The organism is Caulobacter sp. 05L422 (genome assembly GCF_056397765.1).
The window spans coordinates 60,170-85,897 of record NZ_JBFTOB010000012.1 but is presented as its reverse complement, the minus strand read 5'-3'; the positions used below and the strand labels follow the sequence as shown (position 1 = coordinate 85,897).

28 protein-coding genes are annotated in these 25,728 nt (G+C 69.0%); 27 read left to right on the top strand and 1 reads right to left on the bottom strand.

Annotated features, from left to right (window positions below; all coding sequences use genetic code 11):
* The first annotated feature begins 3 nt into the window (after positions 1 to 3).
* The 27 genes from gpW to AC1DMQ_RS12840 all read left to right on the top strand — a co-directional run bounded on the left by gpW (position 4) and on the right by AC1DMQ_RS12840 (position 24,937).
* On the top strand, positions 4 to 234 hold the full coding sequence (gene gpW / locus AC1DMQ_RS12970) for a gpW family head-tail joining protein (protein WP_477033972.1): 231 nt from the start codon (positions 4 to 6) through the stop codon (positions 232 to 234).
* Positions 234 to 1,898, top strand: coding sequence for a phage portal protein (locus tag AC1DMQ_RS12965; RefSeq protein WP_477033971.1), 1,665 nt, complete (start codon positions 234 to 236; stop codon positions 1,896 to 1,898). Before gpW ends, AC1DMQ_RS12965 begins: the two co-directional genes overlap by 1 nt.
* Positions 1,895 to 3,268, top strand: a complete 1,374-nt coding sequence (locus AC1DMQ_RS12960) for a S49 family peptidase (protein ID WP_477033970.1) — start codon at positions 1,895 to 1,897, stop codon at positions 3,266 to 3,268. Before AC1DMQ_RS12965 ends, AC1DMQ_RS12960 begins: the two co-directional genes overlap by 4 nt.
* Before the next feature lie 47 nt (positions 3,269 to 3,315).
* Positions 3,316 to 3,972 (top strand): head decoration protein, encoded by a 657-nt coding sequence (locus AC1DMQ_RS12955; RefSeq protein ID WP_477033969.1) that lies wholly within the window; start codon positions 3,316 to 3,318, stop codon positions 3,970 to 3,972.
* A 100-nt stretch (positions 3,973 to 4,072) separates the two neighbouring features.
* Entirely contained in the window at positions 4,073 to 5,089 is a 1,017-nt protein-coding gene (locus tag AC1DMQ_RS12950) for a major capsid protein (RefSeq protein WP_477033968.1), read from the top strand.
* 104 nt (positions 5,090 to 5,193) lie between these two features.
* Positions 5,194 to 5,430, top strand: coding sequence for a hypothetical protein (locus AC1DMQ_RS12945; protein WP_477033967.1), 237 nt, complete (start codon positions 5,194 to 5,196; stop codon positions 5,428 to 5,430).
* The gene (locus AC1DMQ_RS12940; protein ID WP_477033966.1) at positions 5,430 to 5,762 is read left to right on the top strand and encodes a head-tail joining protein; all 333 of its coding nucleotides are present in this window, start codon (positions 5,430 to 5,432) and stop codon (positions 5,760 to 5,762) included. Before AC1DMQ_RS12945 ends, AC1DMQ_RS12940 begins: the two co-directional genes overlap by 1 nt.
* A complete protein-coding gene (locus tag AC1DMQ_RS12935) occupies positions 5,762 to 6,538 on the top strand; it encodes a hypothetical protein (protein ID WP_477033965.1) in 777 nt (258 codons plus the stop codon). The genes AC1DMQ_RS12940 and AC1DMQ_RS12935 overlap by 1 nt, the downstream gene beginning before the upstream one ends.
* Positions 6,535 to 6,996 carry a hypothetical protein gene (locus AC1DMQ_RS12930; RefSeq protein WP_477033964.1) on the top strand — a complete coding sequence of 154 codons (462 nt, stop codon included), beginning with the start codon at positions 6,535 to 6,537 and terminating at the stop codon, positions 6,994 to 6,996. Before AC1DMQ_RS12935 ends, AC1DMQ_RS12930 begins: the two co-directional genes overlap by 4 nt.
* Before the next feature lie 8 nt (positions 6,997 to 7,004).
* Positions 7,005 to 7,316, top strand: coding sequence for a hypothetical protein (locus tag AC1DMQ_RS12925; protein WP_477033963.1), 312 nt, complete (start codon positions 7,005 to 7,007; stop codon positions 7,314 to 7,316).
* 9 nt (positions 7,317 to 7,325) lie between these two features.
* Positions 7,326 to 8,333, top strand: a complete 1,008-nt coding sequence (locus AC1DMQ_RS12920; protein WP_477034056.1) for a phage tail tube protein — start codon at positions 7,326 to 7,328, stop codon at positions 8,331 to 8,333.
* Positions 8,330 to 8,944, top strand: a complete 615-nt coding sequence (locus AC1DMQ_RS12915) for a hypothetical protein (protein WP_477033962.1) — start codon at positions 8,330 to 8,332, stop codon at positions 8,942 to 8,944. Before AC1DMQ_RS12920 ends, AC1DMQ_RS12915 begins: the two co-directional genes overlap by 4 nt.
* Positions 8,945 to 8,991: 47 nt before the next feature.
* Positions 8,992 to 9,144, top strand: coding sequence for a hypothetical protein (locus AC1DMQ_RS12910; RefSeq protein WP_477033961.1), 153 nt, complete (start codon positions 8,992 to 8,994; stop codon positions 9,142 to 9,144).
* Positions 9,145 to 9,165: 21 nt separating this feature from the next.
* Positions 9,166 to 12,360, top strand: coding sequence for a phage tail length tape measure family protein (locus tag AC1DMQ_RS12905; protein WP_477033960.1), 3,195 nt, complete (start codon positions 9,166 to 9,168; stop codon positions 12,358 to 12,360).
* Entirely contained in the window at positions 12,360 to 13,232 is an 873-nt protein-coding gene (locus AC1DMQ_RS12900) for a hypothetical protein (RefSeq protein ID WP_477033959.1), read from the top strand. Before AC1DMQ_RS12905 ends, AC1DMQ_RS12900 begins: the two co-directional genes overlap by 1 nt.
* Position 13,233: 1 nt before the next feature.
* Positions 13,234 to 13,731: a hypothetical protein gene (locus tag AC1DMQ_RS12895; protein ID WP_477033958.1), complete on the top strand. Its 498-nt coding sequence runs from the start codon at positions 13,234 to 13,236 to the stop codon at positions 13,729 to 13,731.
* Complete coding sequence (locus tag AC1DMQ_RS12890) at positions 13,731 to 14,144, top strand: NlpC/P60 family protein (RefSeq protein WP_477033957.1); 414 nt, start codon at positions 13,731 to 13,733, stop codon at positions 14,142 to 14,144. Before AC1DMQ_RS12895 ends, AC1DMQ_RS12890 begins: the two co-directional genes overlap by 1 nt.
* Before the next feature lie 40 nt (positions 14,145 to 14,184).
* The gene (gpJ, locus tag AC1DMQ_RS12885) at positions 14,185 to 19,170 is read left to right on the top strand and encodes a TipJ family phage tail tip protein (RefSeq protein ID WP_477033956.1); all 4,986 of its coding nucleotides are present in this window, start codon (positions 14,185 to 14,187) and stop codon (positions 19,168 to 19,170) included.
* Entirely contained in the window at positions 19,171 to 19,401 is a 231-nt protein-coding gene (locus AC1DMQ_RS12880) for a hypothetical protein (RefSeq protein ID WP_477033955.1), read from the top strand.
* Between the two features lie 25 nt (positions 19,402 to 19,426).
* The gene (locus tag AC1DMQ_RS12875; protein ID WP_477033954.1) at positions 19,427 to 19,702 is read left to right on the top strand and encodes a hypothetical protein; all 276 of its coding nucleotides are present in this window, start codon (positions 19,427 to 19,429) and stop codon (positions 19,700 to 19,702) included.
* 1 nt (position 19,703) lies between these two features.
* Entirely contained in the window at positions 19,704 to 21,965 is a 2,262-nt protein-coding gene (locus AC1DMQ_RS12870; protein ID WP_477033953.1) for a sialate O-acetylesterase, read from the top strand.
* Positions 21,962 to 22,903: a hypothetical protein gene (locus tag AC1DMQ_RS12865; RefSeq protein ID WP_477033952.1), complete on the top strand. Its 942-nt coding sequence runs from the start codon at positions 21,962 to 21,964 to the stop codon at positions 22,901 to 22,903. Before AC1DMQ_RS12870 ends, AC1DMQ_RS12865 begins: the two co-directional genes overlap by 4 nt.
* A gap of 356 nt (positions 22,904 to 23,259) precedes the next feature.
* On the top strand, positions 23,260 to 23,631 hold the full coding sequence (locus tag AC1DMQ_RS12860) for a hypothetical protein (RefSeq protein ID WP_477033951.1): 372 nt from the start codon (positions 23,260 to 23,262) through the stop codon (positions 23,629 to 23,631).
* The gene (locus tag AC1DMQ_RS12855; protein WP_477033950.1) at positions 23,628 to 23,963 is read left to right on the top strand and encodes a hypothetical protein; all 336 of its coding nucleotides are present in this window, start codon (positions 23,628 to 23,630) and stop codon (positions 23,961 to 23,963) included. Before AC1DMQ_RS12860 ends, AC1DMQ_RS12855 begins: the two co-directional genes overlap by 4 nt.
* On the top strand, positions 23,960 to 24,328 hold the full coding sequence (locus AC1DMQ_RS12850; RefSeq protein ID WP_477033949.1) for a tlde1 domain-containing protein: 369 nt from the start codon (positions 23,960 to 23,962) through the stop codon (positions 24,326 to 24,328). The genes AC1DMQ_RS12855 and AC1DMQ_RS12850 overlap by 4 nt, the downstream gene beginning before the upstream one ends.
* Positions 24,325 to 24,717 (top strand): hypothetical protein, encoded by a 393-nt coding sequence (locus AC1DMQ_RS12845; protein WP_477033948.1) that lies wholly within the window; start codon positions 24,325 to 24,327, stop codon positions 24,715 to 24,717. Before AC1DMQ_RS12850 ends, AC1DMQ_RS12845 begins: the two co-directional genes overlap by 4 nt.
* Before the next feature lie 25 nt (positions 24,718 to 24,742).
* Positions 24,743 to 24,937, top strand: coding sequence for a hypothetical protein (locus tag AC1DMQ_RS12840; RefSeq protein ID WP_477033947.1), 195 nt, complete (start codon positions 24,743 to 24,745; stop codon positions 24,935 to 24,937).
* Positions 24,938 to 25,041: 104 nt separating this feature from the next.
* On the opposite strand, the gene AC1DMQ_RS12835 is transcribed toward AC1DMQ_RS12840, so the two are convergent.
* Positions 25,042 to 25,728: an SOS response-associated peptidase gene (locus AC1DMQ_RS12835; RefSeq protein ID WP_477033946.1), complete on the bottom strand. Its 687-nt coding sequence runs from the start codon at positions 25,726 to 25,728 to the stop codon at positions 25,042 to 25,044.

The window sequence follows — 25,728 nt, the reverse complement described above, 5'->3', positions numbered from 1 at the left end:
CCCATGGCGCCACTGAGCGACGCGGAACGCGCCGTGCTGACCGCCCAGCTGGCCGAGGCCAAGGCGTCCTTGCACAAGGCGACCGTCGGCGGTTCCCGCGTCCAGTCGCGCTACGGCGACCAGGAGATCCGCAACAGCGAGGTCGATAGGGACGCACTGCGCGTCTACATCGCCGAACTGGAAGGCAAGCTTGGCATCGGCGGCCGCGTCGGTGGCCGTCGGGTGAGCACCTGATGGCGCTCCCCTTCGGTCAGGGCCGGCCAGGGCCCGCCTATACGCCGCTGGTGCTCTCGGAGGGGTTCGCGCGGCCGTCGCCCTCGGCGCATGACGGCTTGAGGGGACCCTTCGCAGGCGCTTCGACCCGCGATCCGGATCTGGCCGCCTGGAACCCCTACAACTACTCCGGCCACGACGCGATCAGCGCCGACTACGACATGCTCACCACGCGTGTCCACGACTTCGCCCGCAATAACGGCTGGGCGTCGGCGGCGATGACCAAGTACGTCGACACCACGATCGGCGCGGGCTGGGTGTTCATCTCGCAGCCCAACGTGCGTCGCCTGGGCATCACCGAAGAGGCGGCGGCGGAGTGGTCGGCCGATGTCGAGGCCTTCCTCGACGACGTCACCACCGATCCGGAGTGCTGGCTGGACCGCGAGCGCACCTCGCCCTTCGGTCTGCAGCTGGCCCTGGCGATGCGCCACCGCATGGCCGACGGCAACGCCGTTGGGGTGATCGGCTGGAGCGAGCGCGGCGGCCCCTTGGCCACCTGGCTGAGCATCATCGACCCCGATCGCCTGTCCAACCGCGCCGGCGACATCAACACCGCGCTCCTTAAGGACGGCGTGGTGCTCGACCCCGTCGACCACGCGCCGATCGGCTACTGGATCCGCGTGACCCACCCGTCGGAGGGTTACGACGGCGACAACATGCGCTGGGTCTGCCTGGACCGTGACGTCAGGTTGCCCGCCCACAGCCGCCGCCAGGTCGTTCACGCCTTCGAGCCGACCCGGGCAGGAGAGCGCCGCGGCGTGCCGGCGCTGGCGTCGGTGCTCAAGAAGATGCGGATGCTGGACCGCTACGACGAGACCGAGGCCCAGGCCGCGCTGATCAACGCGATCATGGCCGCCTTCGTCACCAGCCCCAACGATCACGGCCAGCTTGCCGAAGCCCTCGACGACGAAGGCGCGGAGGGCATGTCCAAGTACCAGGAAGGCCGACTTGGCCACCACGAGAAGCACCCGATCCGGATGGCGGGCGCGAAGATCAACTTCCTCTACCCGAACGAGCAGGTAACGCTCACCAGCCCCAACCACCCCAACGCCGTCTACGACCCCTTCGTGCGGGTGGGCCTTCGGAACATCGCCGCCGTCGCCGGCCTCTCGTACGAGCAGCTGACGGGCGATCTCAGCCAGGTGAACTACGCTTCCATCCGGGCGGGCCTGCTGGACGTCAAGCGCGGCTTCACGGCCCGCAAGAGCCACTTCTCGACCCAGCTGGTGATGCCGTTCGGCACGGCGCTCATCCAGGAGGCCGTGGCTCGCGGCTTGCTGAAGCTGCCGGCCGGCGGCCCGCCCTTCGAGCAGAACAAGTCCGCCTACTGCGCCGGCGAATGGATCGGCCAGGGCCTGGGCGAGGTCGACCAGCTCAAGGAGATCAACGCCATGCGCGAGCGCCTGGCGCTGCGCATCACCACGCGCCGGCGCGAATGCGCCGAGCGCGGCTACCGCTTTCGCAACGTGCTCTCCGAGGCCAAGCGCGAGGACCAGGAGATGCGGGACGCCCAGATCGACCCGACGGTCGTCTCCAGCGCCGGCGCCAAGGGCGCGCCGCCTCCGGACGACCCCGCCGAGGAAGCGCGCCCCGCCCCCAAGCCCCAGAAAGGCGGCCAGGCATGAGCCAGTATCTCCGTATCGCCAACCGTCTGTTCAATCGCCCTCTGCTGCTCCTGCCCAGCGCGGCCGAGGTCGTCGCCTCGGTTCTCTCCTCGAGGACCGGAGTCGAAAGTCTCCTCAACCCGGCCGACTTCTCCGCCGCGGTCGAACGCGAGCTGGCGGCCAGGTCGCCGACGCCGGAGGCCAGTCGCTTCACAGGCCGTCATGTCGGGCCCGACGGCTCGTCCAAGCCCTTCTTCCGGCTCGAAGACGGCGTGGGGATGATCCCGGTGGTCGGCGAGCTGGTGAACCGCGGCGCCTGGATCGGCGCCAACAGCGGCCTGGTCTCGTACGAGGCGATCCAGGCCCAGCTGCAGGCCGCAAAGCGCGACGGCGACGTGACCTCGGTCATCATCGACCTGCAGACGCCCGGAGGCGAGGCCGTCGGGGCGATGGAGACGGCCGAGGTCGTGCGCGAGGTCGCCGCGGTCAAACCGGTGATCGCCGTCGTCAACGGCATGGCCGCGAGCGCCGGCTACGCGATCGCCTCTGGCGCCACCGAAATCGTCACGACCTCGACAGGGGTCTCCGGCTCGATCGGCGTCGTCATGCTCCATGTCGACCAGTCCGAGCGCCTGGCCAAGGCGGGCCTGAAGCCGACCCTGATCTTCGCCGGCGCGCACAAGGTCGACGGCCATTCGTTCGGACCGCTGCCCAAGGGCGTGGCGGCCGACATGCAGGCCGAGGTCGACGCCTTCTACGACCTCTTCGTCCAAACCGTCGCGGCCGGGCGTCCCGGGCTGACCGACGAGCAGATCCGCGCCACCGAGGCGCGCACCTTCATCGGACAGGCGGCGGTCGACGCCGGTCTGGCTGACCGCGTGGGCACTTTCGCCACCGCCCTCGCGGACCTCAAGGCCGGCCGATCGGCCCGCACCCAACCCAACAGAAGTAAGGAATCCAGTTCCATGTCGGACCAGACCGCTCCGGCCGCCCCGCCGGCCCCCGCTCCCGCCGCCACGACCACCCCGGCTGCCCCGGCCGCGGCCGCTCCCGCCGCCGCTGCTCCGGCGGCCACGGTGGACACCGTCGCCGTCGCCGCGGAGGCCACCAAGGCCGCCCAGGCCCGGATCAAGGCGATCACCACCTGCGAAGAGGCCAAGGGCCGCGAGCCGCAGGCCAACCACCTGGCCTTCGAAACCACCCTGTCGGCCGAGGATGCCAAGGCGATCCTCGCCGCCGGGCCCAAGGCCGCCGATGGCCTGATCGCCGGCATGAACGCCAGGGACCCGGTGGAGCTGGGCTCGGGCGGCACCACCTCGGCCACGACCGAGACGCCCATGGCGGCGGACGACATCTACGCCGCCCGCCGCGAGGCCAGCCAGCGCAAGTAGCGCTGGCGGTCAACACTCCCATCAACCCACCCTAGAAGGAGCTCTCCATGCTCAAGGAAGGCAACTACGCCGGGGAGTTCCTGCTCTCCGAAGCCGCCGGCAGCCGCTCGCGCGGCGTCACCAAGCTGGCCATCAACCAGACGCTGCTCGCCGGCCTCGTCCTGGGCGTCGTCGCCCTGGGCGCCCTGTCGGGCGCGGGCGTCGCCCAGGCCGGCAACACCGGCACCGGCGCGATCTCGGCGATCACCGTCGCCGCCGGCACGCCGATCGGCAAGTACCAGGTGCGGGTCATCGAGCCGGCCGCCAACGCCGGCGCCTTCGTCGTTGCCGACCCGGGCGGCGTCGAGATCGGTCACGGAACCGTCGGCGTGGCGTTCACCGGCGGCGGCCTCGGCTTCACCATCGCCGACGCGACCGATTTCGTGGCCGGCGACGGCTTCGACATCACGGTTAGCGCGGCAGCCGCCGCCGACGCCGGCCAGGCCAAGCCCTGGGATCCGACGGCGACCAACGGCCTCGAGCACGTCTCGGGGATCCTCTGGGACAACGTCACGACCACCGACGCCGCGGTCGACGCCCTGGACATCGAACGCGACGCCGAGGTCATCGCCGCGCTCCTGAAGTGGAAGACCGGCCTCAACGACAACCAGAAGGCCGCCGGCATCGTCCAGCTGAAGGCCCTGGGCATCATCGCCCGCGCCTAATCGGCGCACCACCACCCATCCCGAAAACGGACAGAGCGCGCCGCCCTCCGAGCGATCGGAGGCGCGGCCGTCGTGCGTCCATGCCTGAGAGACCATCCCCATGGATTTCACCCTCGCCGACGTCTTCAAGAGCGACCTGTTCCGCACGACGTCGCTCGGGGCCGCGATCGATCGCGTCCCCTATGTTCCCAATGTCCTGGCCCAGATGGGCATCTTCGAAGAAGGCGGCATCAGCACCACCTCGATGATGATCGAGCGCAAGGGCTCGCGCCTGCAGCTGGTGCCGGCCAAGCCGCGGGGCTCCCCGGGCACGCCGCGTGTCAGCGGCAAGCGCGATGCCGTCTACGTCGAGGCCCCCCACCTGCCGGTCACCGCCTCGCTGACGCCGGACATGCTGCAGAACGTTCGCGGCTTCGGCACCCCGGCCATGCTGGTGGGCGTGAAGGAAAAGCGCGACGAGATGATCGTCGAGCTCAGCCGTGACCTGGACGTCACTCTGGAATATCACCGCCTGGGCGCCATCAACGGCGTCATCCTGGACGCCAACGGCGACGTCCTGCTGGACCTGTTCGACCTCTTCGAGATCTCGCAGCCGGCCGAGAAGTCGCTGGGCCTCAACGACGCCTGGGAAGAGACCGACGGCGGCATCATCGACACCGCCATCACCGAGATCACCCGCGAGATCCGCGACTCCCTGGGCGGCGCCGCGCCGAGCGCCATCGACTCGCTCTGCGGCGACCAGTTCTTCGACAAGCTGCGCAACCACCCCGAAGTTCGCCAGACCTACATCAACCAGCAGGCGGCCAACTCGCTGCGCCGTACCGGCCCGATCCAGGAATTCGTCTACGGCGGCGTGACCTGGACCAACTACCGCGGGTGGGGCGACGTGGCCGTGCCGTCCAACAAGTGCCGGTTCATCCCGCGCGGCGTGCCCGGCCTGTTCATGACCCGCTTCGCCCCGGCCCCTCACTTCTCGGCGGTCAACACCAAGGGCAAGCCCAAGTACATCCTGCCGACCCTGGACCCGACCGGCGAGAAGGAGATCACGATCGAGGCCCAATCGAACCCCATCAACATCTGCACCCAGCCGGAAAGCCTGTTCACCGGCGCCTTCTAGGCGACCGGAACGATCGGGACGGGCCGCCACGCCGGCGGCCCGTTTTCGGCAGCACCCAGCGGCCGCCGGCCGCTGCGTCCTGCTGAAACCAGAAGGAGGGCGCGATGACCGCCAAGAACCAAGCCGCCGCCAAGGCCGACCGGGAACCGGTCGACTACGTCGTCCTGCAGCTGCGCACTTCGCGCGTGCGCGACCTGGCCGGCAAGAAGATTGCTCGCGGCCGCCTGGTGGCGGTCGAAACCAAGCGCGCGGTCAGCCTGATCGACAAGGAATGGGCCGTTGAGGCGCCCAAGGGGTTCGATCCGCGCGACGTGCTTGACCTGGTCGACCAGGTCGCCTGATGTCGGCCTGGACTGACGTCCTGGACGCCATTTACGAGGATCCAGAGTTCTCGGTGACGCTGACCTTGACGCCCGCGGCCGGCGGTCCGGCCGTCGACCTCCTGGCGTTGCCCGATCTGGCCGACAAGGTCGACCAGTACGGCCAGCGCCGCAGCGTCATCGAACGCAACGTCTATCGCGTCCGCGTGCACGAGCTGGCCGCCAAGGCGCCCGGGTTCGAGCCTCTTAAGGGCGACCTGGTGCAGGTCGGCGACCGACAAATGCGCCTGGTCAACGCGCCGATCCACGAAGATGTCCGCCGCCTGGAGTGGCGCCTGGACTGTCAGGTCTGATGGTCAACACCTCCGGTTGGCTCGGTTACAGGTTGACCGTCGACGGGGCGCTATCGACCGACATCGCCCTGGGGGCCGCCGAACGCTCGCGCGACCTGAGCGAGCAGGGGATGCGCGAGATGGCGCGATCCCACTCCGTGGCGATGGTGCGGGTGGTCGACCGCTACAAGAAGCGCCTGCAGGGCGACGTGGCCCAGTCGGGGATCCGCAACGCCTCCCGGATGGCCAAGACCTGGCGGGGGCGAAAGCTGCCCGCCAAGGACACGATGGAGCCGGCTGGGTGGTTCTGGAACAAGGCCGGCGTGATCATCCAGGTCCTGACCGACGGGGCCGAGATCACGGTCCGAAACCGCAAGTACTTGGCCGTCCCGGTGGGGCCCGCCAAGGCGATCCTGACCAAGTTCCTGCGCCAGGTCGCGTTGGCCTCGCGCGGATCCGGCCTCGGTCGCGACACCGACGGGCGGTTCCAGGAGCTGGGCGGCGCGGTAGCCATCGTCTGCCGCTCGCTGGGCGTCGAGAAACTCGAGATGCGACGGGATGTGGGCGAGGGCGGGGCCGGATACGTCCTGGTCGCCCCCGGCCGGTCCCTGACCCGAACGGGCCGCGATCGTCGGCGGGGCGGCGGGGACACCGTCCTCTTCATCCTGCGCCGCAGGGTCCGCGTGCGTGGCGGTCGCATGCGCGGCGTCAACCTGTTCACGGAATTCCGCCGCACGTTCGAGGGCGACTTCATCGCCGAACTGATCGCCGCCCTGCCGCCGGAGTTCAAGCCATGACCCTGAGACGCGTCGACGTCGTCGACGGCGGCCTGGCCGTGCTGGTGGCGACCCTGGTCGACTGCGAGGTCGCGGTAGATGTCGAGGAAATCGACCGCTACACGCAAGGCGCCGGCTTCATGCACGGCTGCATCATCGATTCCGGGAAGTTCGAGCCGACCCTAGACGGCGGCCCCTCCAACCAGTGGGAGGGCGAGCGCGCCTGCATGGTCGAGTACCAGGTGCTCGGCGCCAACGTGGCCGCGCGCCGGGCCCAGCGCGATCTCTTCCTGGTCGCCCTCGGCGATAGCCTCGAGCAAGACCGGACGCTCGGCCTGCCCGACGCCCAGGTCTACGCCCAGATCACCGAAGGCGACGAGGACGACGTCCCGATCGGCGAGGCCGGCGACGCCGGCGCCATGAGCGTCGCCACCGCCACCGTCACCATCCTCTACGTCGCCCCCACAGCCGCCGGCTAGGAGCCCCCATGACCAAAACCAACGTTCCGGCCGCCTTGGCGGCCGAAGAGCCCCCCGTCGCGCCTGGGCCGCAGCCCGACGCCGGCGCTTCCTCCCCGTCGCCCGAGCCCACGCCGCCTCCGCCGACGCAGCCCGACGAAGCCGCCCTGTCCGAGCACGTGCTCGTGCTGGTCGACCTGCCTGAGGTGGGCGGGGTCGCCGGCCGGGTGATCCGCGGCGGACCCGACGCCATCGCGCGCCTTCCGACGGAGGCCGTCCGCCCCGCCACCGCCGACGAGATCTCGCTGGCGGCTCCCCGCTTCATCGTCCTGGAGGACTGACCCTTGGGTGTGACCACCAACCTGCCGCGTGGCCGCGCCACGCTCCTGAACCTGAAGTCGCAGACTGACTTCCCGACCCCTGCGGCCGGCGCCAGCGGCGTGCAGCTGAACGTCTATCAGCGCACCTTCAACAAGAAGCGCCCGCTGGAGGACGACGACGTCACCGGCGTGGTCGGCTACCAGAACCCGACCGACGATCGGCCGGCCGAGCCGGGTCTGGAAGACGCCGACGGTTCGCTGAGCGTGCCGCTCGACCTGCACCAGATCGGCTACTGGTTGACCATGGCGCTGGGGGTTGAGGCCACGCCGGTGTCGGTGGACACGCCCGCGCCTGTCGGGACTTTCGCCCACACCTTCACCTCCGGCGCGGCCGGCCTTCCGATCGTCACGATGGAGGCGATGAACGCCACCTCGCAGTACGAGAAGCTGATCGGCGGCCTGGTGCAGGACATCACCCTGCCGATCGGGCCCGACAAGGGCTACGCCCGGGCGCCGGTCACCCTGATGGGGCGCCAGGTCTCCGATCCCTACAACGCCTCCGTGTTCACCACGCCGACGGTGTCGGCGCTGGCCAAGCGTGTGCCCAACTCCAACGGCGTGCTCAGCATCGGCGGCGTGCAGACGGGCCGAGTCACCCGCGGTACGCTGAAGATCGCCAACACGATCGAAATGGACCGCTACTCCGGCGACAACGTGCAGAGCGAGGCCTTCCTGGCCAAGATCAGCGCCGAGCTGAACGTCACCGCCCGCTACGTCACCGACGCGATCCGGGCCTATGGCGCGACGGGCGCCGACGGCATCCTGCCCGACGCCCAGGCCGTGGTCCTGACCTGGGCCCTGTCGACCTACATGAAGCTGGTCGTCACCCTGCCGGCGGTTCGCTTCGAGCCGGTCTCGGTCCCCGTTCAGAACGGCGGAACGATGACGGTCGACCTGAAGGGGCGGGCGGAAGTGGGCGCGGCCGCGCCGATGATCACCGCGGTGCTCACCAACCTGACCGCGGCCTACACGCTGTGAGCGGCGGCAGCATCACGGTCGATTTCGATCAGGTCGACGAGGCGTGCGCCGAGGCCCAATGGCACGACCTGCCGTTTGGCATCCGGCTCAAGCTTCGCCCGCAGACCGGACTGCTCAGCGCCACGGTTGAGGCGCAGATCGGACGCGACCTCTACCTCATGCAACAGGGTGAGGACGTGCTCGAGCGCTACGGCTTCTCGGCCGACGAGGTGGGCCTTTTGGCTGACCACGACGTTTCGATGGGCTTTGCGATGATGATCCGCGCCACCGCGCGCGGCCTGGCGCTGATCGAGGAGTGGAATCTGGTCGACAAGGCCGGCGTCTCAATCGAGCTGACCGCCGAGACCGTTCGAAAGTTCTTCCACCTGGGGCCGTTTCCCGGCTCCGGCCCGATCCTGATGGCGGCGTTCGGCAGGATCTGCGATGCGCCGGCGCTGCGTAGGGCCGCCGAGGGAAACGGCTCAGGCTCCTCGCTGAATGGCGCAACAGCGGCGGGGCCAAACACTGCCAAGACTGCCGCGAAGTCGGCGAAGCGTGCGCGTTCGGTGGCCGGTGCGGGGGGCAGCTCTGCCCCGAAGTCGAAAACGCGCCTCAAACCCCCGAAGGGGTGATCGCCCTTCACGCGATCGAGCGTCACGGCGTTTGGATTCGCGCCGGCATGACCGGCACGGTCACCGGGCTCAATCTCCTCGAGGCGCGCGGCACGGCGGTCGCCTTGGGCGCTCCCGACGGCGAGGACCTGGTCGAGTACCTCTCGGCGATCGAGACGGGCGCCCTGGTCGGCATCGAAAAATCCAGACCGCCAGAATGACGGCGAGAAACGGGAGGGACGATGGCTGACGGCGGCTCGATCACCTGGCGCGTGGCCCTGGGCGGCGCCGAAGGCGCGCGTTCGGACCTGCGTTCGCTGGGGCCGGCGGCCGCCGAAGGCGCGCGCATCGCTCAAAACGAGCTGCGCAAGGTGGGCGGCCAGGCGGACGACGTCGCCCAGCGGTATGAGCGCATGGCGGCCGAGATCCGCCGCGCGACCGCCCAGGCGGCGGCCACGCCGATGCAGCAGCGGATCGACGGCATGGTCGACGCCACCGGCGCCGGGTCGGCCAAGGCGTCCGCCTCCTTCTTCGCGGCCGCCGAGACCCAGGCCCAGGCGCTGCGCGCGGCGCTCAACCCGCTTGCGGTCGCCCAGCAGCGTTTCAACGACGAGCTCGCCCAGGCCCAGGGGCTGGCGCGGGCCGGGCTGATCAGCACCGAGGAGTTGACTCAGGCTGAGTCACGTCTTCGGCGCAACCTGGACCAGACGACCGAGGCGCTGCGTCGCCAGGACAAGGAACGCAAGAGCGGCCTGTCCACGATGCGCCGCAACACCCTGATCTATACAGCGTCCGACATCGTCTCTTCGGCGGGCTCAAACATGAGCGCCAGCCAGATGTTCCTGCAGCAGGGCCCGCAGCTCTTGCAGGCCTTCATCATCGGCGAGGCTGGGGTCTCCGCCGGATTCATCGCCGCCGCGGCGGCTGCCGGCGTCTTCGCCCTCGGGCTGGGCGGCCTCATCCTGGCCCAAGACAAGGTCTCGAACGAAAACGCCCGGTTGACCAACGTCCTGAACGGCCTGGGCATCGCCTCGGGCGCGACCGCCGACGAAATCAACAAGATCGCCAAGAGCACGGCCGATGCGACCACCCAGTCGATCGCCTTCTCCAAGACAGTCGCCACGACCTTCGCCACGACGGGCCAGGTCACCAAGGCCAACCTGGGCGCGGCCACGGCCGTCGTCGACTCCTTCGCCGCCGCGACGAACCGCACTTCGAAGGACGCCCTGACCAAGCTGGCCGAGGCGTTCCGGGATCCGGCCAAGGGCGCGGTCGAGCTGAACACCGAGCTGCACTTCCTGACGGCCAGCGAAATCGAGCACATCCGCCGCCTGCAGGAGCAGGGCGACAAGGCCGGCGCGCTGAAGGTCATGCTGGGCCAGCTTAGCCGGTCCCTGCCCGACGCGACCAGCAACGTCACCGGCCTGGCGGCGGCCTGGAGGTCTGTCTCCAAGGCGATCTCCGACACGATCACCGGCATGGCCAACTTCGGCAAGACGCCGACCCCGAACCTTCAGCAGCAGCTGAAGGACCTGCAGGCGATGCGCCAGAACGCCCAGGATGGGCTGGGCGTCCCGATCATGGGAGATGGCCGGGACGCATCGATCGCGCGGGCGGTGGCCGGCGTCGACGCGCAGATCGCCAAGGTCAAGGCGCAGATGAAGGCTGCGCAAGACCGCCAGGCACAGGCCACGCGCTCGATCGAGACCGGCCAGGTTGCGGGAGCCGTGGACGGGCTTAATCCCAAGGACGAGCAGATCAAGGTCGTCCAGGACCGCCAGGCGATCGCCCGCCGCGCGCTTGAAGGCAAGATCCAGACCGACAAGACGCCCGAGCAGCTCCGCGCGGCGATCGCCGCCGGCGACAAAGAAATCGAGCAGATCAAGAAGCGGGGCGAGCAGGTCGATCGACACGGCGCCGCCCTGCAGCGAGATTCGGCCGCAATGCGCGAGAACGCCGCCGGCGCGCTAGTCGTGGCCGAGGCCTATCTCCGGTCGGACGCCGCCGGCATGAAGGCCGAGGCCCAGCGCAAGGCGTCCACCGACGCCACGCGCAAGGGAACCGACGTCGAAAAGCGCTATGCCGAGCAGCTGGCCATTGCGGTCGGCGACGCCGCCGCCAATGGCGCCAAGGCTACCGCCGACCTGCGGTCCCAGGCGGACGCACGAAAGGCGGTCAACGACAACGTCGCCCAGGGCCTGATCCCCCAGCGCCAGGCCGACCAGGCCATGCAGGACGAGGCGGCGCTGCGCCCGCTGCTGACCGCGCAGACGTTCGCCCAGGGCGAGGCGCTCAAGCAAATCACCGCCGTCATCATCGCCTACCGCGCCGCGCTGAAGGCCGGCCACGACGAAGAGGCGCGCTCCAACGTGCTGGCGGCCACTAGCGGCCAAAAGGACACCGCGGCGGCCCTGCAGGATCGCCTGGACCGCGCCGGCCGACCGAAGGCCAGCCGGGAGGACGACGCCCTGGTGGCCTCGGCCGCCGCGCGTAGGCTTCGCGACATGGGCGGCGACGGCTCGTCGGCCGACGGGGCCGCCTACATCGCCCGCGAGGTCGAGAACGCGCGCAAGGCGCGACAGGCCGATGCTGCCGAGGCCGCCGGCGACATGCTGCGCGACCAGAACCGGTCCAACGAGGCCATTCAGGTCGAAATCGGCCTGATCGGCAGGTCGGCAGCCGCGCGGGCCGCGATCACCGCGCACCTGCAGGCCCAGCAGGCTCTCCTCGAGCGCGGGATCCCGCTGGCCAGCGGGGAGGCGCGGGCGATCCTGGCGGCCGTTGACGCCGGCTCCACGCTGGCGCGGCAGCTCGAGGAAAACCAGGCCGCCTTCAGCGAGTTCGAGGACTTCGGGTCGCGGACCCTGGACACGCTTCTTAATCCCGGATCCTGGGACGAATGGGGCAAGGCCGGTCAGCGGGCGCTGAACGACCTGATGATCGAGCTCGTCAAGCTGGCCGCCCTGAACCCCCTGAAGAACGCGCTGTTCAACCAGAACAATCCGACCCTCGGTTCGGTCGGCGGGATGTTCCAGAGCATCTTCGGTTCTAAGTCCCCGCCGGGATATGCGACCGGGACTGACGATCACCCAGGCGGCTTCGCCGATGTCGGGGAGCATGGTCGTGAGCGGGTTTGGATGCCCCCGGGCACCCGCGTGCTGACCAACGCTCAAACCCGGGCCATGGACGCGGCCAACGCGCGCGCCGTCGCCCCGATGGTCGTCATGTCGGCCAACGCCGGTTCGCCTAACGTGTCGGTGCACTACCACGGCTCGGCCAAGGTCCAGCAGAAGGTCAGCCGCGAGGAAGACGGCGGCGTCCGGATCGACCTCTACGAAGAGCTCGGCCGAGGCTTCATCGCCAAGGCGGGGAGCAACGGCGACCTGACGCGGGCGAGCAAGACCGCGCCTCGCCTGAAGCGCTACGGGAGCGGCTAGTGGGAAACGGCATCAAGAACGCCGGCCTGCTGGACGGCGTCACCGACTGGTCGGCGACCGCCGGCGCGGTCCGCACGGTGGACGACGAGGTCATCGGCGGCCCGGGCCGCAACGTGCTGACGGTCACCAAGACCCTGACGACGGGACAATCGATCTCCGCCTGGTCGACCGGCCTGGCGGTCACCGCCGGCCAGGTCCTGGAAGTCTTCGCACTGAGCGGCAATTCCGAGGCCGGCCTGACCGATCTGACGCTGCAGGTCCTGGACGGGGGAGGGACCGTCATCGGCAGCACGCCGATCGCCCTGCGCCGCCGTGGCGCCGGCGTACCACGACGCGGCCTGTCGGTGAGCTTCAACGACCATTTCGGGAAGGTGGCGGCGCCGGCCACCGGGACGGCCCGTCTGCTGGCCACCTCGGTCGCCGCCGCCAACGCCCCGCACCAGCTCTATCTGACCAAACCCTATCTGGCGCCCGCCCGCGCGGGCTTGGCGCGCTGGGACCCCGGCGCTCACTCCAATCCCGATCTTGACCTCCCGATCTGGCCCGCGGACCTGCCGCCGTTTCGGTCTGTCAGCCCCGAACCCTACGCCAATCGCAAGTCATTCGCCGGCGACGTGGGCATCCCCGGAAACACCAAGCTCTACGGTGGTCCCCTGCATCACGCGATGCGCGGTCAGATGCGCCTGACCCTCGAGACCGCCGACGTGCTGGACGCCTTCTTCGAGTCCGACGCCGAACCCTTCTACATCGTGCGACCCGACACCGAGCAGCTGTGTATGGCCGAGTGGCTGGACACCGGTGCGCCCAAACCGGCCGAGCAGCGTGGGCGGTTCACGTTCGTCGAGGTCGGCCTGCACATCTGGGCGCCCTGAGATGCCAGCAGCCGTTTCCGAAGCGTTCATCCGCGCCTCCTTCGCTCGCAAGACGCCCGACCTCGCGCTCCTGGTTACCATCGACGCGGACGGCCTGGACGAACCGCTGCGCGCCAGCAGCTGGCCCCAGACGATCGCCGGCCAGAACCGGCGCGGCATCGTCAGCCGCGGCGAGGTCTACGACTTCTACCCGTTCGACTTTTCCTGGTCGGGAGCCGGGACCGGGGAGATCTGCCGGGACGCCAAGCTGGAGATCGCCAACACCGACGGTCGCATCAGCGAGGCCATCCGAACGGCGATCGCGCGGCCGACCGTCGATATCGAGACTGTGCGGGTTGCGGCGCCGGACATCGTCGAGCTGGCGCTTCTGGGCGCCGACCTTGTCGAGACCGAGATCGACGACACCCACGCGACCGGCACGCTCAAGCCTCGCGACTTCGAGAACGAACCGGCCTGCGCGGTTCGCTACACCCCCGCGACCATGCCGGCGATGTTCTGATGCTGGACCTGCGGGCCCAGGCCGCGCCCTTCGTCGGCGCACCCTATCGCTTGCTCGGCCGCGATCCCGCCGGCTGGGACTGCTGGGGATGCGTGCGCTGGCTGCGCGGCCACCTGGTTGGCAGGGAATCGCCCTGCTGGGGGGCTGCCTACAGCCTTGAAGACACGCTCGACTTCGGGCTTCCGGCCAAGGCCGAGGCCCTGATCGCCGCGCGCCTTGCCGCCTGGGCCCGGCAGGATCAACCCGCCGCCGGTCAGGTGGTGCTGCTCGAAGTCTTCGAGCGCGCCGCCCACGTGGGTTTCATGCTCAACGACCGCGACTTCATCCATGCGTGGGAGGGCGTCAACACGGTGATGGCCGCTACCACGGACAATCGCTGGCACGACCGCGTGCTGGGCTTCTATGACACCTAGGCTCCCGAGGGAGAGGGCCAGGAGTTCGGGGAACTTGGCGGTGGCCGATCGTGCGCGCGCCGGCGGGCCGCGGCCGACCAGGTCGCGCGAACCTCGCCGCCGCCTGACGGCGATCATCGCTCCCGAGCCGTTCACGCCCCGCACCGCGCAGGTCCTCTACCCCGAAGGCGAGACAATCGCCCAGATGCTGACGCGTGCCGTCGCGGCCGGCGCCCTGGACGCCAACGACCTGGGTTGCACCGAGGTGTTCATCGACGGCGAGCAGCTGGTCGATCGGGAGGCGGCCCTGGACGTGCGTCCGAGCGCCGGCCAGGTGGTCAACATCGCCGTCATGCCCATGGGAGGCGGCGGCGGGCGGGGCGGCGGCAACAAGACATTGCAGACTGTGCTGCAGCTGGCGGTGATCGCCGCCTCGTATTTCGTCGGCGGCCCCCTGGCGGCCGGCGCCTCGGCCAAGACCACCATGGCCCTCAGGGCCGCCGCCGCCGCTATTCAGATCGGCGGGCAGATGGCGATCGCCGCCGCGTTCGCCCCCAAGCTGGACAACCTGGCCGCCCAGCAGAGCTATTCGCTCACGTCGCAGTCCAACCAGGCGCGGCCGCGGCAATCGATGGTGTTGGCCCTCGGGGAAGGGCGAATGGCCCTGGACCTGGTGTCCAGCGCGATCACCAGTGTCAACGGCGACGACGTCTTCATCACGGCCATCTACGGCGCGCACTTCGGCGCCTGCACCCTGGCGGACCTGAAGCTGGGGGAGACGCTGTTCGCCGATCTGCCGGACGGCGAAGTCCAGATGGAGCAGTTCCTGACACCCGGGCCGCGGGTGTCGACGCTCTATCCGATGCGCACCGTCCAGGCGGGCTACACCGAGGAGCTGGAGTTCACCGGTTCCACGCCCGGCGCGTGGGTCGTCAAGACCACGGCCCCCGACACTGAAGCATTCGAGATCGACGTCACCTTCCCCAACGGCCTCTATCTCGCGAAGAGCAACGGAAAGACCCTGCCGCAGGAGGTGAGGGGAACGGTCGAGTATTCGCCGGCCGGCGCCAACGCCTGGCAGGCGGCCCCCCTGGACCAGACCTATTTCAGCCGGACCGGGGCGGCGATGCCCGAGGGCGACTGGTACTTCCAGGGCMGGGCCCGGCGGGCCGTGCGCCGCACGGTCCGGGTCGTGCCGCCGGCCAAGGGCCAGTTCGACGTGCGGGTCAGGGCCTGGGACCCGGACAACGACGATCCTGACGAGTCGACCTACACCACCCAGTGGACGGCTATGCGGTCGATCGAGGCCAAGGCGGCCATCGTCGATCAGACGCTTTCGGTCATCGTCGTGCGGTTCAAGGCGGCCAGCAGCGTCAACGGCGCGCTGCCCACCATCTCGGCGGTCGTCACGCCGATCGTGCCGATCTGGACGCCGCCGGCCGGTCCCGTCCAGGGGCACTGGAACACCAGCGCGCCCACTTCCAACGCCGCGGCGCTGGCGCGATGGCTGGTCACGGGACCGGCGGCCATGCGGCCGCTGCTGCCCGGCCAGGTCGACGTGTCGTTCGCCACGGCCTACCAGCTGATCGAGGACAACGACTGGAAGGGCGCGGTCCAGCTGAAGGACGAGGTGAGCCAGCAGGACGCCCTGGTGCGCCTTGGCTTCATGGGCCGCTTTTCGACTTACTGGAACGGCCAGAAGCTGTGCGCGGTGACCGATTGGGAGCGGCCCGCGGCGCGCCAGATGTTCACGGGCCGCAACGCCCAGGACTACAAGTACACGCGCGCCTTCCCCGATGCGATCCACGGCGTCGTCGTCGAGTTTGGGAACCTGGACCAGGACGGCGACGCCGACCAGCTGGTCGTCTATGCCGACGGCTTCAGCAAGACCGGCGGCCTGGTCGAAGGGGTGATGACCCAGGCGGCCTCGATCCTGCCCACCTTCGAGCTGCCCTTCGCCGCCACCATGAACCGGGCCCACCGCGAGGGCCGAGTCTGGCTGGCCAAGCGCCTCTACCAGTCGGAGAGCCATGCCTGGGCCGCCGGCAGTGACGGCCTGGTCTCCACCTTCGGCGACCGGATCCTGGTGCGCCATGTCTCCACCCTGTTCGGCGAGGCCGAAGCCCGGGTGCAGAACCGGCGGTTCTCTGGAGCCCTGGTCTCGGGCCTTCGCCTCGACACCGCCGTGACCATGGAGGAGGGCAAGACCTACGCGATCGACCTGCGGCGCGCCGATCGGACGATCCGGGGTCTGGCGCTGGTCACCACCCCTGGGACAACGCGCGACCTGGTCTTCGCGGTTCCCAAGGCCGAGGAGGACGCCCCGGAGAAAGACGACCTGGTCGCCTTTGGCGTAGTCAACGTCATCACCGAGGACCTGGAGCTGGTCGACATCGCGCCCAGGTCGCGAACCTCGATCGGTCTGCGCGCCCAGCCCTATCGCTTCGCCGACATCCAGGCCGCCGAAACCGGACCCATTCCGCCGCTGCAGTCGCTGCTGACGGCGCGCGCCAAGGCCCCCACGCCGATCATCCTGGCGGCCGACGGCTCGCCGGACGGGGCAGTGATCTCCTTCTCGGTCGACAGCCAGCGCAGCTCGCCGATCAAGGCGTTCTACGGCCGCTGGCGACCGACGCCGTCGGAGCCGACGCCCAGCCCGGGCTGGACGACGCTTGACCCCATCGCCGCCGAGTCGCGCGAATTGAGGACCCCGGCTTTCCCGGACGCGGTGCACATCGCCGGCGACGAGGAAGGCGAGTACCGGATCGACGTTCAGGTCCGGACCGTCCTTCAGAACGGGGACATTTCCGCGCCGGGCAGCGTGGAAGGCCTGCTGATCCAGCGCGGTGTTCCCGTGCCGGTGAATTTCACCGCCGTCGGGGTGAAGCGGATCGCGGAGGACGGATCGTCGTATCCGGTGATCGCCTGCAGCGCCGACGCGATTGAAGCCGGCATCGTCGCCGACCTGATCGTTCAGAAGAAGGACGCCGGCGCGGCCGACGACACCTACATCTCGGCGGGCGAGCCGTTGCCGGCGGCGAACCCGCGCGGCGACTACAATTCGGTCAAGGGCGGCAACGATTACGACGTCCGGGCCTGCTGGCGCAGCGCCGACGGCTGGTCCTCGGGATGGGTGGTGCGTGCCGGCGTCCACGTGCCGGGCGGAGCCCTGGTCGCGCACCCCACGGTCAACACGATCGTGACCATCAACGAGGCCGCCGCCGCCGCCCGGGCAGCCGCCTTGCTGGCGATCGAGGAGGTCGCCGACCGCGCCTTCGCGGTCGACATCGTCGAGCGCGCGACCCGAACCCCCGATGGTCTGCCCGTGGGCCCGACTACCCGGGAACAGATGACGATCACCGAGAACGCCGTCGAGACGATCTCGCTGATGGCGGTCAAGACGCTGGATGCGTCGGCGGTTATCTGGCAGCGCGACACCGTCATCGTTGACGAGGCAACGGGCGAGACCTGGGCGGAACACGACGCGAGCCTGCTGGCGGCGGATGAGGACGCCCTGGCCATCCTGGCGTTGGAGGAAATCGCCAGGATCGACGGCGACGAGGCCGAGGCCCTGGCGCGCCTCGCCTTGGCCGCGACCGTCGCAGGCAACAAGGCTCTCGCTGACGCGGCCTTGCTGACCCTGAGCGACGCCGACAGCGCGATGGCGGCCAGGGCGCTGGTCCTCGAGGCGTTGACGCGGTCAGGTTCGCCGAGCCGGACCATCAATGGCGACTTCTCGGACGGGTGGCGTGGTTGGCTGTCGAGCACCGGTTCGTTCGCCAATTGGAACTATGGCATCGACGTCAACAGAGGCAGCTTGGCGTTTTCGGTCTCCGGAACGGTCGGAGACCACATCTATCAGGACATCTCGGCGCAGCCTGGCGTTTCCTACACCATGTCGCTCGAGGGCGACGGCGGCGCGGCATCCCAGTCCTATTTCCAGATCCTGAACGCAGCCAAGTCGGTGGTCCTTGCCACGTCGACGACGGCGTCGCCGACCTCCTGGACCAATCCGCGAAGCAAGACCAATACCGTCACCGCGCCGGCCGGCGGGGTCTACATCCGTCAGTTCGTAAAGCGTGCCGCGGTTGGCGGCTTCGCGTTTAGTCGCATCATGACCCAGGAGGGACCGGCCACGGCCTGGCGCGACGACGCCACTGTGGGATCCGCGCTGGCGCGCCTGACCAACGAGGAGATCGTCCGCACCAGTGAGGACCTGGCGCTGGCGGCCTCCCATCTGGCGCTCGAGACCGAGGTCGACGGGAACAAGGCCTCGGCGGATTCCTCCATCACGGCGCTGACCACGGCGACGGAGGCGGTCGCCGACAGCCTCGACCTCCTTCAGGTCGAGGTCGACGACAACAGGGCCTCGGCGGAATCCTCGATCACCGCTTTGGCCGACGAGACGAGCGCGGCGGTCGCCAGTTTGGACCTCCTCGAAATCGCGGTCGACGGTCACACCGCCGATCTCGCCGTCTTCGGGTCGGCTCTGGGAGACATCAACGACAGCCTGGCCGTGGTCTACGGCTTCAAGCTGGGCGTGGACGGCAAGGTCATCGGGATGGTGGCCATCAACGACGGCGTGGGCGGCGCGCCCGACACAATCACCTTCGACAGCGACGGCGTGAACATCACCGGCGACCTGTTCGTCGGCGGGCAGATTCACCGAACGGGCATGGCCGACGGGTCGGTCCACGTCTCGGAGTACGCCTTCACCAACTCGCTCCTGAACGGCACCGGCGGCACTCAGATAGGCTTGTACGCGCTGGTCGACCTTGAGGCGGACTGCATCGTCTCGGCCACGGCGTGCATCGCCTGGGCCTTCCCATCGGGCGACCAGAGCTGGTCCTGCGACATGCGCATCGACGGGGTGACCGTGTTCTCGACGAGCGGCGCGCGATCGGTCGACCTCACGCCGCTGTCCGGCCAGCAGTTCTGCACCGGTGGGCGGACGATCAGCGTCGATATCCGGTTCAGCGGCAACAGCAACGTGCGCTGGGCGGCCCGCAACATCAGCGTCGCCGGCGCGTATATTCTGGGAGTCTAGATGAGCAATCCCGTCGTGACCGCCGCCATCTACGATCCAGCCATCACCGACCCGAGCGTCACGAATATCGTCGTGCTCACCCAAGGGCGGCTGAACAACCTGCTCGCGCGCGGCCAGCCCTACCTGCTGATCGACCCCGCAGGGCTGCCGCCTGATGAAAACCTGTTCACGCTGCAGGACACCCACCGGGTCGCCGGCGAACCGCCGGTCCTGACACTGCTCGCCGGCTAACGATCCACCATCTCAGGAGAACCCGATGGCCAAGGCCCCTACGGTCGAGGATAGCCTCGCCGCGCTCGCTGCTGCCCGCCGGAGCGTCGCGACTCATCGCCTTCCGATCCTCAAGGCGATGTCGAGCCAGCTCGCCACCACGGATCTTGAAAGCCTGGCCGCTCAGGCTGGCCGGGTGGCCGAGCTGATGGACGCCGGCGCCGCCAAGACGCTGTTCGCCAACTACGCCAAGGCTCTGCCTGGCCTGCCCCGCCAGGTCGAGGCGGCGATCAAGGCCGCCGAGGTCGAGGCGGAAGCCTAGAATGGCGATGTCGATCGCCGAGCGGGCCGCGGGCGAGTCCGCCCTGCTGTCTCAGCGGATCTCCGGCGCCCTGGACGAGGCCGGGTATACGACGGCCCTGGCCGCGCTGCTGGCCGAGTACGACGACGTCGGGACGCTGAGCCAAAAGGTCGGCGACCTGATCGACATCAAGAACGAGATTGTCTCGGCCGCCCAGGCGATGGGCCTGGCCGGCGCGGTCAACCTGGTCAGCGAGCTACCGGCCGCCGCCGACGGCACGACCTACCTGGTCGGGCCCCAAAGCGGCGGCGTGCGCCATATCTACTTCAAGTCGCCGGGCGGTTGGGTGGACCTGGGGGCGTTCACGGGCGCCAAGGGCTGGGCGCCGATCATCGCCCCCGTCACCGATGGCGCGCGCGTCGTCAACAAGGTGGTGGACTGGTCGGGCGGCGAGGGGACCAAGCCCGCGGCGAACGTCTATCTCGGCGCGGCGGGCCTGGTCGCGACCGCGGCCGAGGCAGTGGACGTCGCCGGCGTGATGGGCTCGGCCCTGACCCCGTACGTGACCCTGGCGACGGCCGCCAAGGACGCGGCCGTGGTGGCCAAGGACGCCTCGGTGGCCGCCAAGACCGGCGCCGAGTCGGCCCAGTCGGGTGCGGCCGGCTCGGCCGTGGCGGCAGCGGCGGCCTATTCCGGCTTTGGCGGCACGATGAAGACCTACGCCGGAACCGATGAGGTGCAGCCCCTCTGCACCGACCGCGACGGCCGGGTCATCCTGGGCTTCTACAAGACGACCGGCTACCTCTACGCCAACCTCGACATGGTCTCGCTGGTGTCGCCGCTGCTCCTGCCGGCGATCGTCAACTATGTCGCCATGAACGCCAGAGGCCTGACGGTCTACACCGGCACGGACATCCTGCCGATCGCGGCCGACCGCAACAACAACACCCTGGTCGGGATCGATCCGGCCACCGGGTTCATGGTCGGCCATTCCGTCGGCCAGTTCGCGATCGCCCGGCCGAACATAGCCCTGCTCGCCGCCGATCGGCCGGTGCTGGCCGCCTGGAACGGGGTGATCGTCTACGGGCAGTCGTTGTCGATCGGCGCGTTCAGCACCCCGGTGCTCTCCTCGTCGCAGTACTATTCGAACATCACGTTCGGCAGCGGGCCCAGGTCGGCCAAGGTCGGCAACACGGCGGGCGCCACCACCAACCTGTCGCCTGGTACGACCACGACCAAGGCCCTGGTCGAGGATCTCGTGGGCGCCTACGCCGAGTCGGGCCTGGGCGAGACCCCATGTTCGGGCCTGGCCAACGAAGCCGTGGAACGCGCCGGCCGCGAGAGCGGCTTGGCCGCGGCAAGCTTCGTGATCTTCGCCAGCGCACCCGGGCGAGGTGGCGAGCCTATCGCAAGCCTCTCCAAGGGCCAGCCCGACTACAACAACTTCATCGACCATGTGACCCAGGCCAAGGCCAGGGCGGTCGCCGCGAGCAAGTCCTACGCCCTCCACGCGGTGTGCTGGGTGCAGGGCGAAAGCGACGTCACCAACGGGACCACTCGGGCAACCTACAAGGCGGCCCTTCTACAGCTGCAGTCGGACATCGACACGGACGTGCGCGCGATCACCGGCCAGTCGGCGCCTGTGCACCTGTTGGTCTATCAGCCCACCCACGGCATCCGGACCACGCCGGACACCACCGATCAGGTAGTCAGGGCCTTCCAGGACGCCGTCAACGCCAGCACCCGAATCCATTTCGTGACGCCGATCTGGGACCTGCCGCGCGTCGGTGACCTGTTGCACCTGACCAACGTGGGCAGTCACCTGCTGGGACGTCGTTTCGGGCGCGCCTACAAGCAACTGGTCGTCGACGGGATCAAGCCGGAAGCAATCTGGCCTCTGGCCGCCTCGGCGAAGACGACCACCCTGACCATCGCGCTGCGCGTCCCGCACGGTCCGCTCGTGATCGACAACGCCCTGCTGCCGGCGGCGACCGACTACGGCTTCAAGGTGGTCGATGACACCGGGACCCTGACGATCAGCAACATCAAGGTGGTCGAGGCCACGAAGGTTCAGATCACGCTGAACCGAGCCTTGGGGGCCAATCCGAAGGTCCGCTACGCGCTGGATTACGCCGGGGCTGGCCTGTCGTCGATCGGATCGGCCAGCGGCAACCTTCGCGACTCCACGCCGGACAAGACCGTGATCAGCGGCGTGACCTATCCGCTCTGGCACCTGGCTCCGCACTTCGAGCTGCCCATCCTGATCCTGGATCCCAACACATGAGCCGCACGCCGTTCTTCGTCATGCCGTTCGAGCTTCCAGCTCTGAGCAACCGACTGGACCCGACCTTGGTGACGGCCCTGTTCCCGCCGCTGGCGGCCGAAGTCGACGCGTCGGCCCATTGGCAGTTCGGCAGCCACAATCCGACCATGGCCGACCTGGTCTCGGGCCAGCGGATGGCGCGGAACCTGACCTTCAGCGTGTCGAACGGCGGTTCGGGCTACACGACCGCCCCCACGGTCACCCTAGCGGGCACGACGGCCGAGGCGGTGGCGGAGATCAGCGCCGGCGCTGTGGTCCGGCTGTACCTGACCAAGGGCGATCCCCTGCTGACCTCCAGCCCGACCGTGTCCTTCAGCGGTGGGGGCGGCAGCGGCGCGGTCGCGACCTCGACCCTTCGCGGGGCTCCGACCCTGAGCACCGGGTTCCTGAGCACGGTGGCGTCGGGCGGCCTGATCACGCCCTACCTCGAGAGCGACGAGTCGACCTGGTGCGCGGTCGTCAAGAAGGTTGCCTCGACCCAGGTCGTTCTCGGCTCGGTCGGCAATTCGGGGACGGGCGGCTTCACGCATCTGTGGTCGAGCACGGGCTACAAGTTCACCACGACTGGCTTCACCGACAGGTTCGTGGAGCCCCCGGCCGGGGTGACGACCGGGGATTTCATGTTCATGGCCTTCGGGCATTCGGCCAGCGCGGCGCGGCGACGCGGGTACTACGGCGGCGGCTCGATGTTCCAGGAAACGGGAACCAAGACGCCGTCCAGCCCCCTTCGAAGGGTCGCGGTCGCGGGGGCGTACTATTCGTCTGGCGCGCCCTCGACAGCAGCGCTCGATATCGCAGAGCTGATCCGGTTCCCCTACTTGATGACCGAGGCGGAGATGATCGGCGTCTGGATGCGGTCGCAAGCCCGGGGTACCGCGCTCGGTATCACGGTGGAGTAACGCCGCCGGACGCTACCAAACCAGCGTTGTGCAGGCGTCGCAGGTCTCGGAGCCCTTTTCCATTGGCGCGTCGCACAGCGGGCATGGAACGGTTTCGACCGGATCTGACGAGCGGCCAGTGCGCTTGGGCGCGAATAGGCGTGCAAGCGGACTGAGGAGAGACCTCGCCCAGGCCGCGAGGTTGAACGGGTCCGATCGGCTCAGATCCCGGCGCGCATCATCGAGCAAACTCATCAGGGCCCCCTGCTTTCCGACACCCTGCGCGAACTTGACCGTACGCGCAACCTGCGGGCGGGCGGACAGGGCGTCCTCGCGCGACGGGCAACTCGACCAAACTCAAGCTGAAAGGACGTCCGATGCCGGACAAGAATCCGTTGCACGCCTGGCTTGTTGGCCTGGGTGTCGCGGCCCTGTGGGCGGCCATGCAGATGGTCGCGGTGCTCTTCGCCGATCCGCCCAACAAGCGCTCCTACGTGATGAGGGTCTTGCTCGAGAAGACCCTGGCGATGATCGCCGCGTCCTTCGCCGCCCGCCTCTCGGCGCCATGGGCTACCGAGGCGGCGAACGGCGTGATCGCCTGGCTGCCGCTGAAAACCGGCTTCCAGGTGGATCCGCTCACGGCGGCGGCCGTCGTCGCCGTGGTCACCTTGACGCTGATCGCTGACCCGACGGCGCGGGCGAAACTCTTTGCCCTCTTCCAGTCCCGCATTCCCGGAGGTTCGAAATGAACGCCCTGCAGCTGCTGGCGGTGATCCTGGCCCTGATCGCCGCCCTGAGCTTTGGCCAGGCCGGCCGGCTCCTGGGCGCGGAGGCCAAAGGCTGGCCTGACGCCCCGATCGGCGTCTTCATCCTGTTCGAAGGCGTGGCCGTCTTCTGGCTGGGCGCCATGGTCCACGCATTCACCCATCCCGGGATCGTCTCGGCCGGAAGCCTGGCGCTCGCCGCTGTGTTCGCCGGCGGCGGTCTGTGGGCGATGAACTGGGTGCTGCGCCGGCGTCCGCATCGTCGACGTCTGAAGCGTCGCACCATCGACGCCTCTCATGGGGTGGCGACGCGATGACCTGGACCTATTCGCAGAGCACCGGCGAGCTGCGCTTCCAAGATCGCGTGGTCGCGCGCGGCTATTCAGGGCAGGGCCACACCCTGGCTGAAGGCCGCAACAATCCCGACATGCAGACGGTCACCGCCAAGGGACCTATCCCGCGCGGCCGCTGGTCGATCGGCCGGGCCTACCAGCACACCAACCTCGGTCCGGTGTGCATGAACCTGGATCCGGTCGGCCACGACGCCTGCGGGCGCTCGCTCTTCAGGATCCACGGCAACAACCGGGCTGACGACGCTAGCCACGGCTGCATCATCCTGGATCGGCCCACCCGCACCCTGATCGCGACAAGCGCCGATCGAACCCTCGAGGTAGTCAAATGACGAACTACGTCTACGGCGCCGTCGGCGCGGTGATCCTCATGCTGCTGGTCGCCCTGGGGATCTCCAATGGCAAGGTCGCCGGCCTGACCAAGGACCGCGACAACTGGCGTCAGAGCGCCGGGACCTACTCCGCCGCGGCCGCCGGCTGGGAGAAGAACTTCCGCTGGGACGCCCATCTTCGGGACATCGAGCGGAGCGAGGCCGTCGGGGCCATCAAGGCCGCCGGCCGCGCTTGCGACGCCCGGGTCGAGGCGGCCCGCAAGACGACGTCCGCCATCCAGTCCATCATCACCAGGGAGACGATCTATGACCAGGCGCATTGCCCTGTTCGCCGCGGCGTTGGCTTTGAGCGCCTGCGCGACTCCACGGGCCTCGCCCCAGCAGATTGAGCCGCCTAAGCCCAAGGCGACCGACGTGCGGCTCTGCGACGACGTGCCCGAGCAACCGGGCCTGCCGCGGCGCGCCGACCTGGTGCAGCCGGAGACCTCGGCCGAAAGGACAGCCTTCGAGCTCTTCATGGGCGCGGTCGCCAAGCTGGTCGACCACGACAACCAGGTGACCGACCGGGCCAGGCTGGCCCAGAAGGAGAACTGTCCTCCTGGGGTTTAATCGCCCCTCGCCGCATGTGACTATCGTCGCGCCCCTTGAACCTGACTGCGACTTGAGCGCCCCCTGGCTTCGGCCAGGGGGCCATTTTCGTTTCAGGCTGCCGCCTAGATCAGCGACGGCTCGGGCGGATCGAAGGCGTAGGTCCCGGGCGGCGGACCCGCCATCAGCGCTTGATAGTCCGCGTCCAGGTCCAGCCAGCTTCTCGCGCCGGCGCGGTCGAGCAGAACGGGCTGGCGGTTGTGGAACGGCGCAACGTCATGATCGCCGACGGAGGCGGTCATCACCATGGTGTAGGTGTCCGTCGCGCCCTGGTCGCCGGGATGGGCGGTTTCCCAGAGCCCGGCGAACAGCATCAGGTCACCATCGCGGCGGGTGATCGTGTGCTTCACCTTCTTGCCCTTCGTCTTGCCCGTCCATTCACGGAAGGCCGTGGCCGGGATCAGGCAGCGCCGCCGCTTCAGGGCGGTGCGAAAGGTGCTCTTCTCGGCCATCTCTTCGCTGCGGGCGTTATTGCAGGGATAGGTCCAGGCCTTCAGCGGCGCGGTGTGGCGCGCCGGCGTAAGGTTCCAGTAGGCGACCGCTGGCTCCAGGCCGGACGACGGAGCTGCGGCGTCGATCGGTCTGAGGATCAGCCCGTACAGGCGTGGGAAGACCGCGCGGCTCCAGGGACGGTTGGCCTGGCCGGCCTCGAAGTTGAGCGGGATCTGCAGGGGCAGTTCGCCGCCCAGCTGGCGGTCGATCGCGGCGTTCATCTCCTCGAGCGCCATGTTGAGTTCGTATTCGTTGCACAT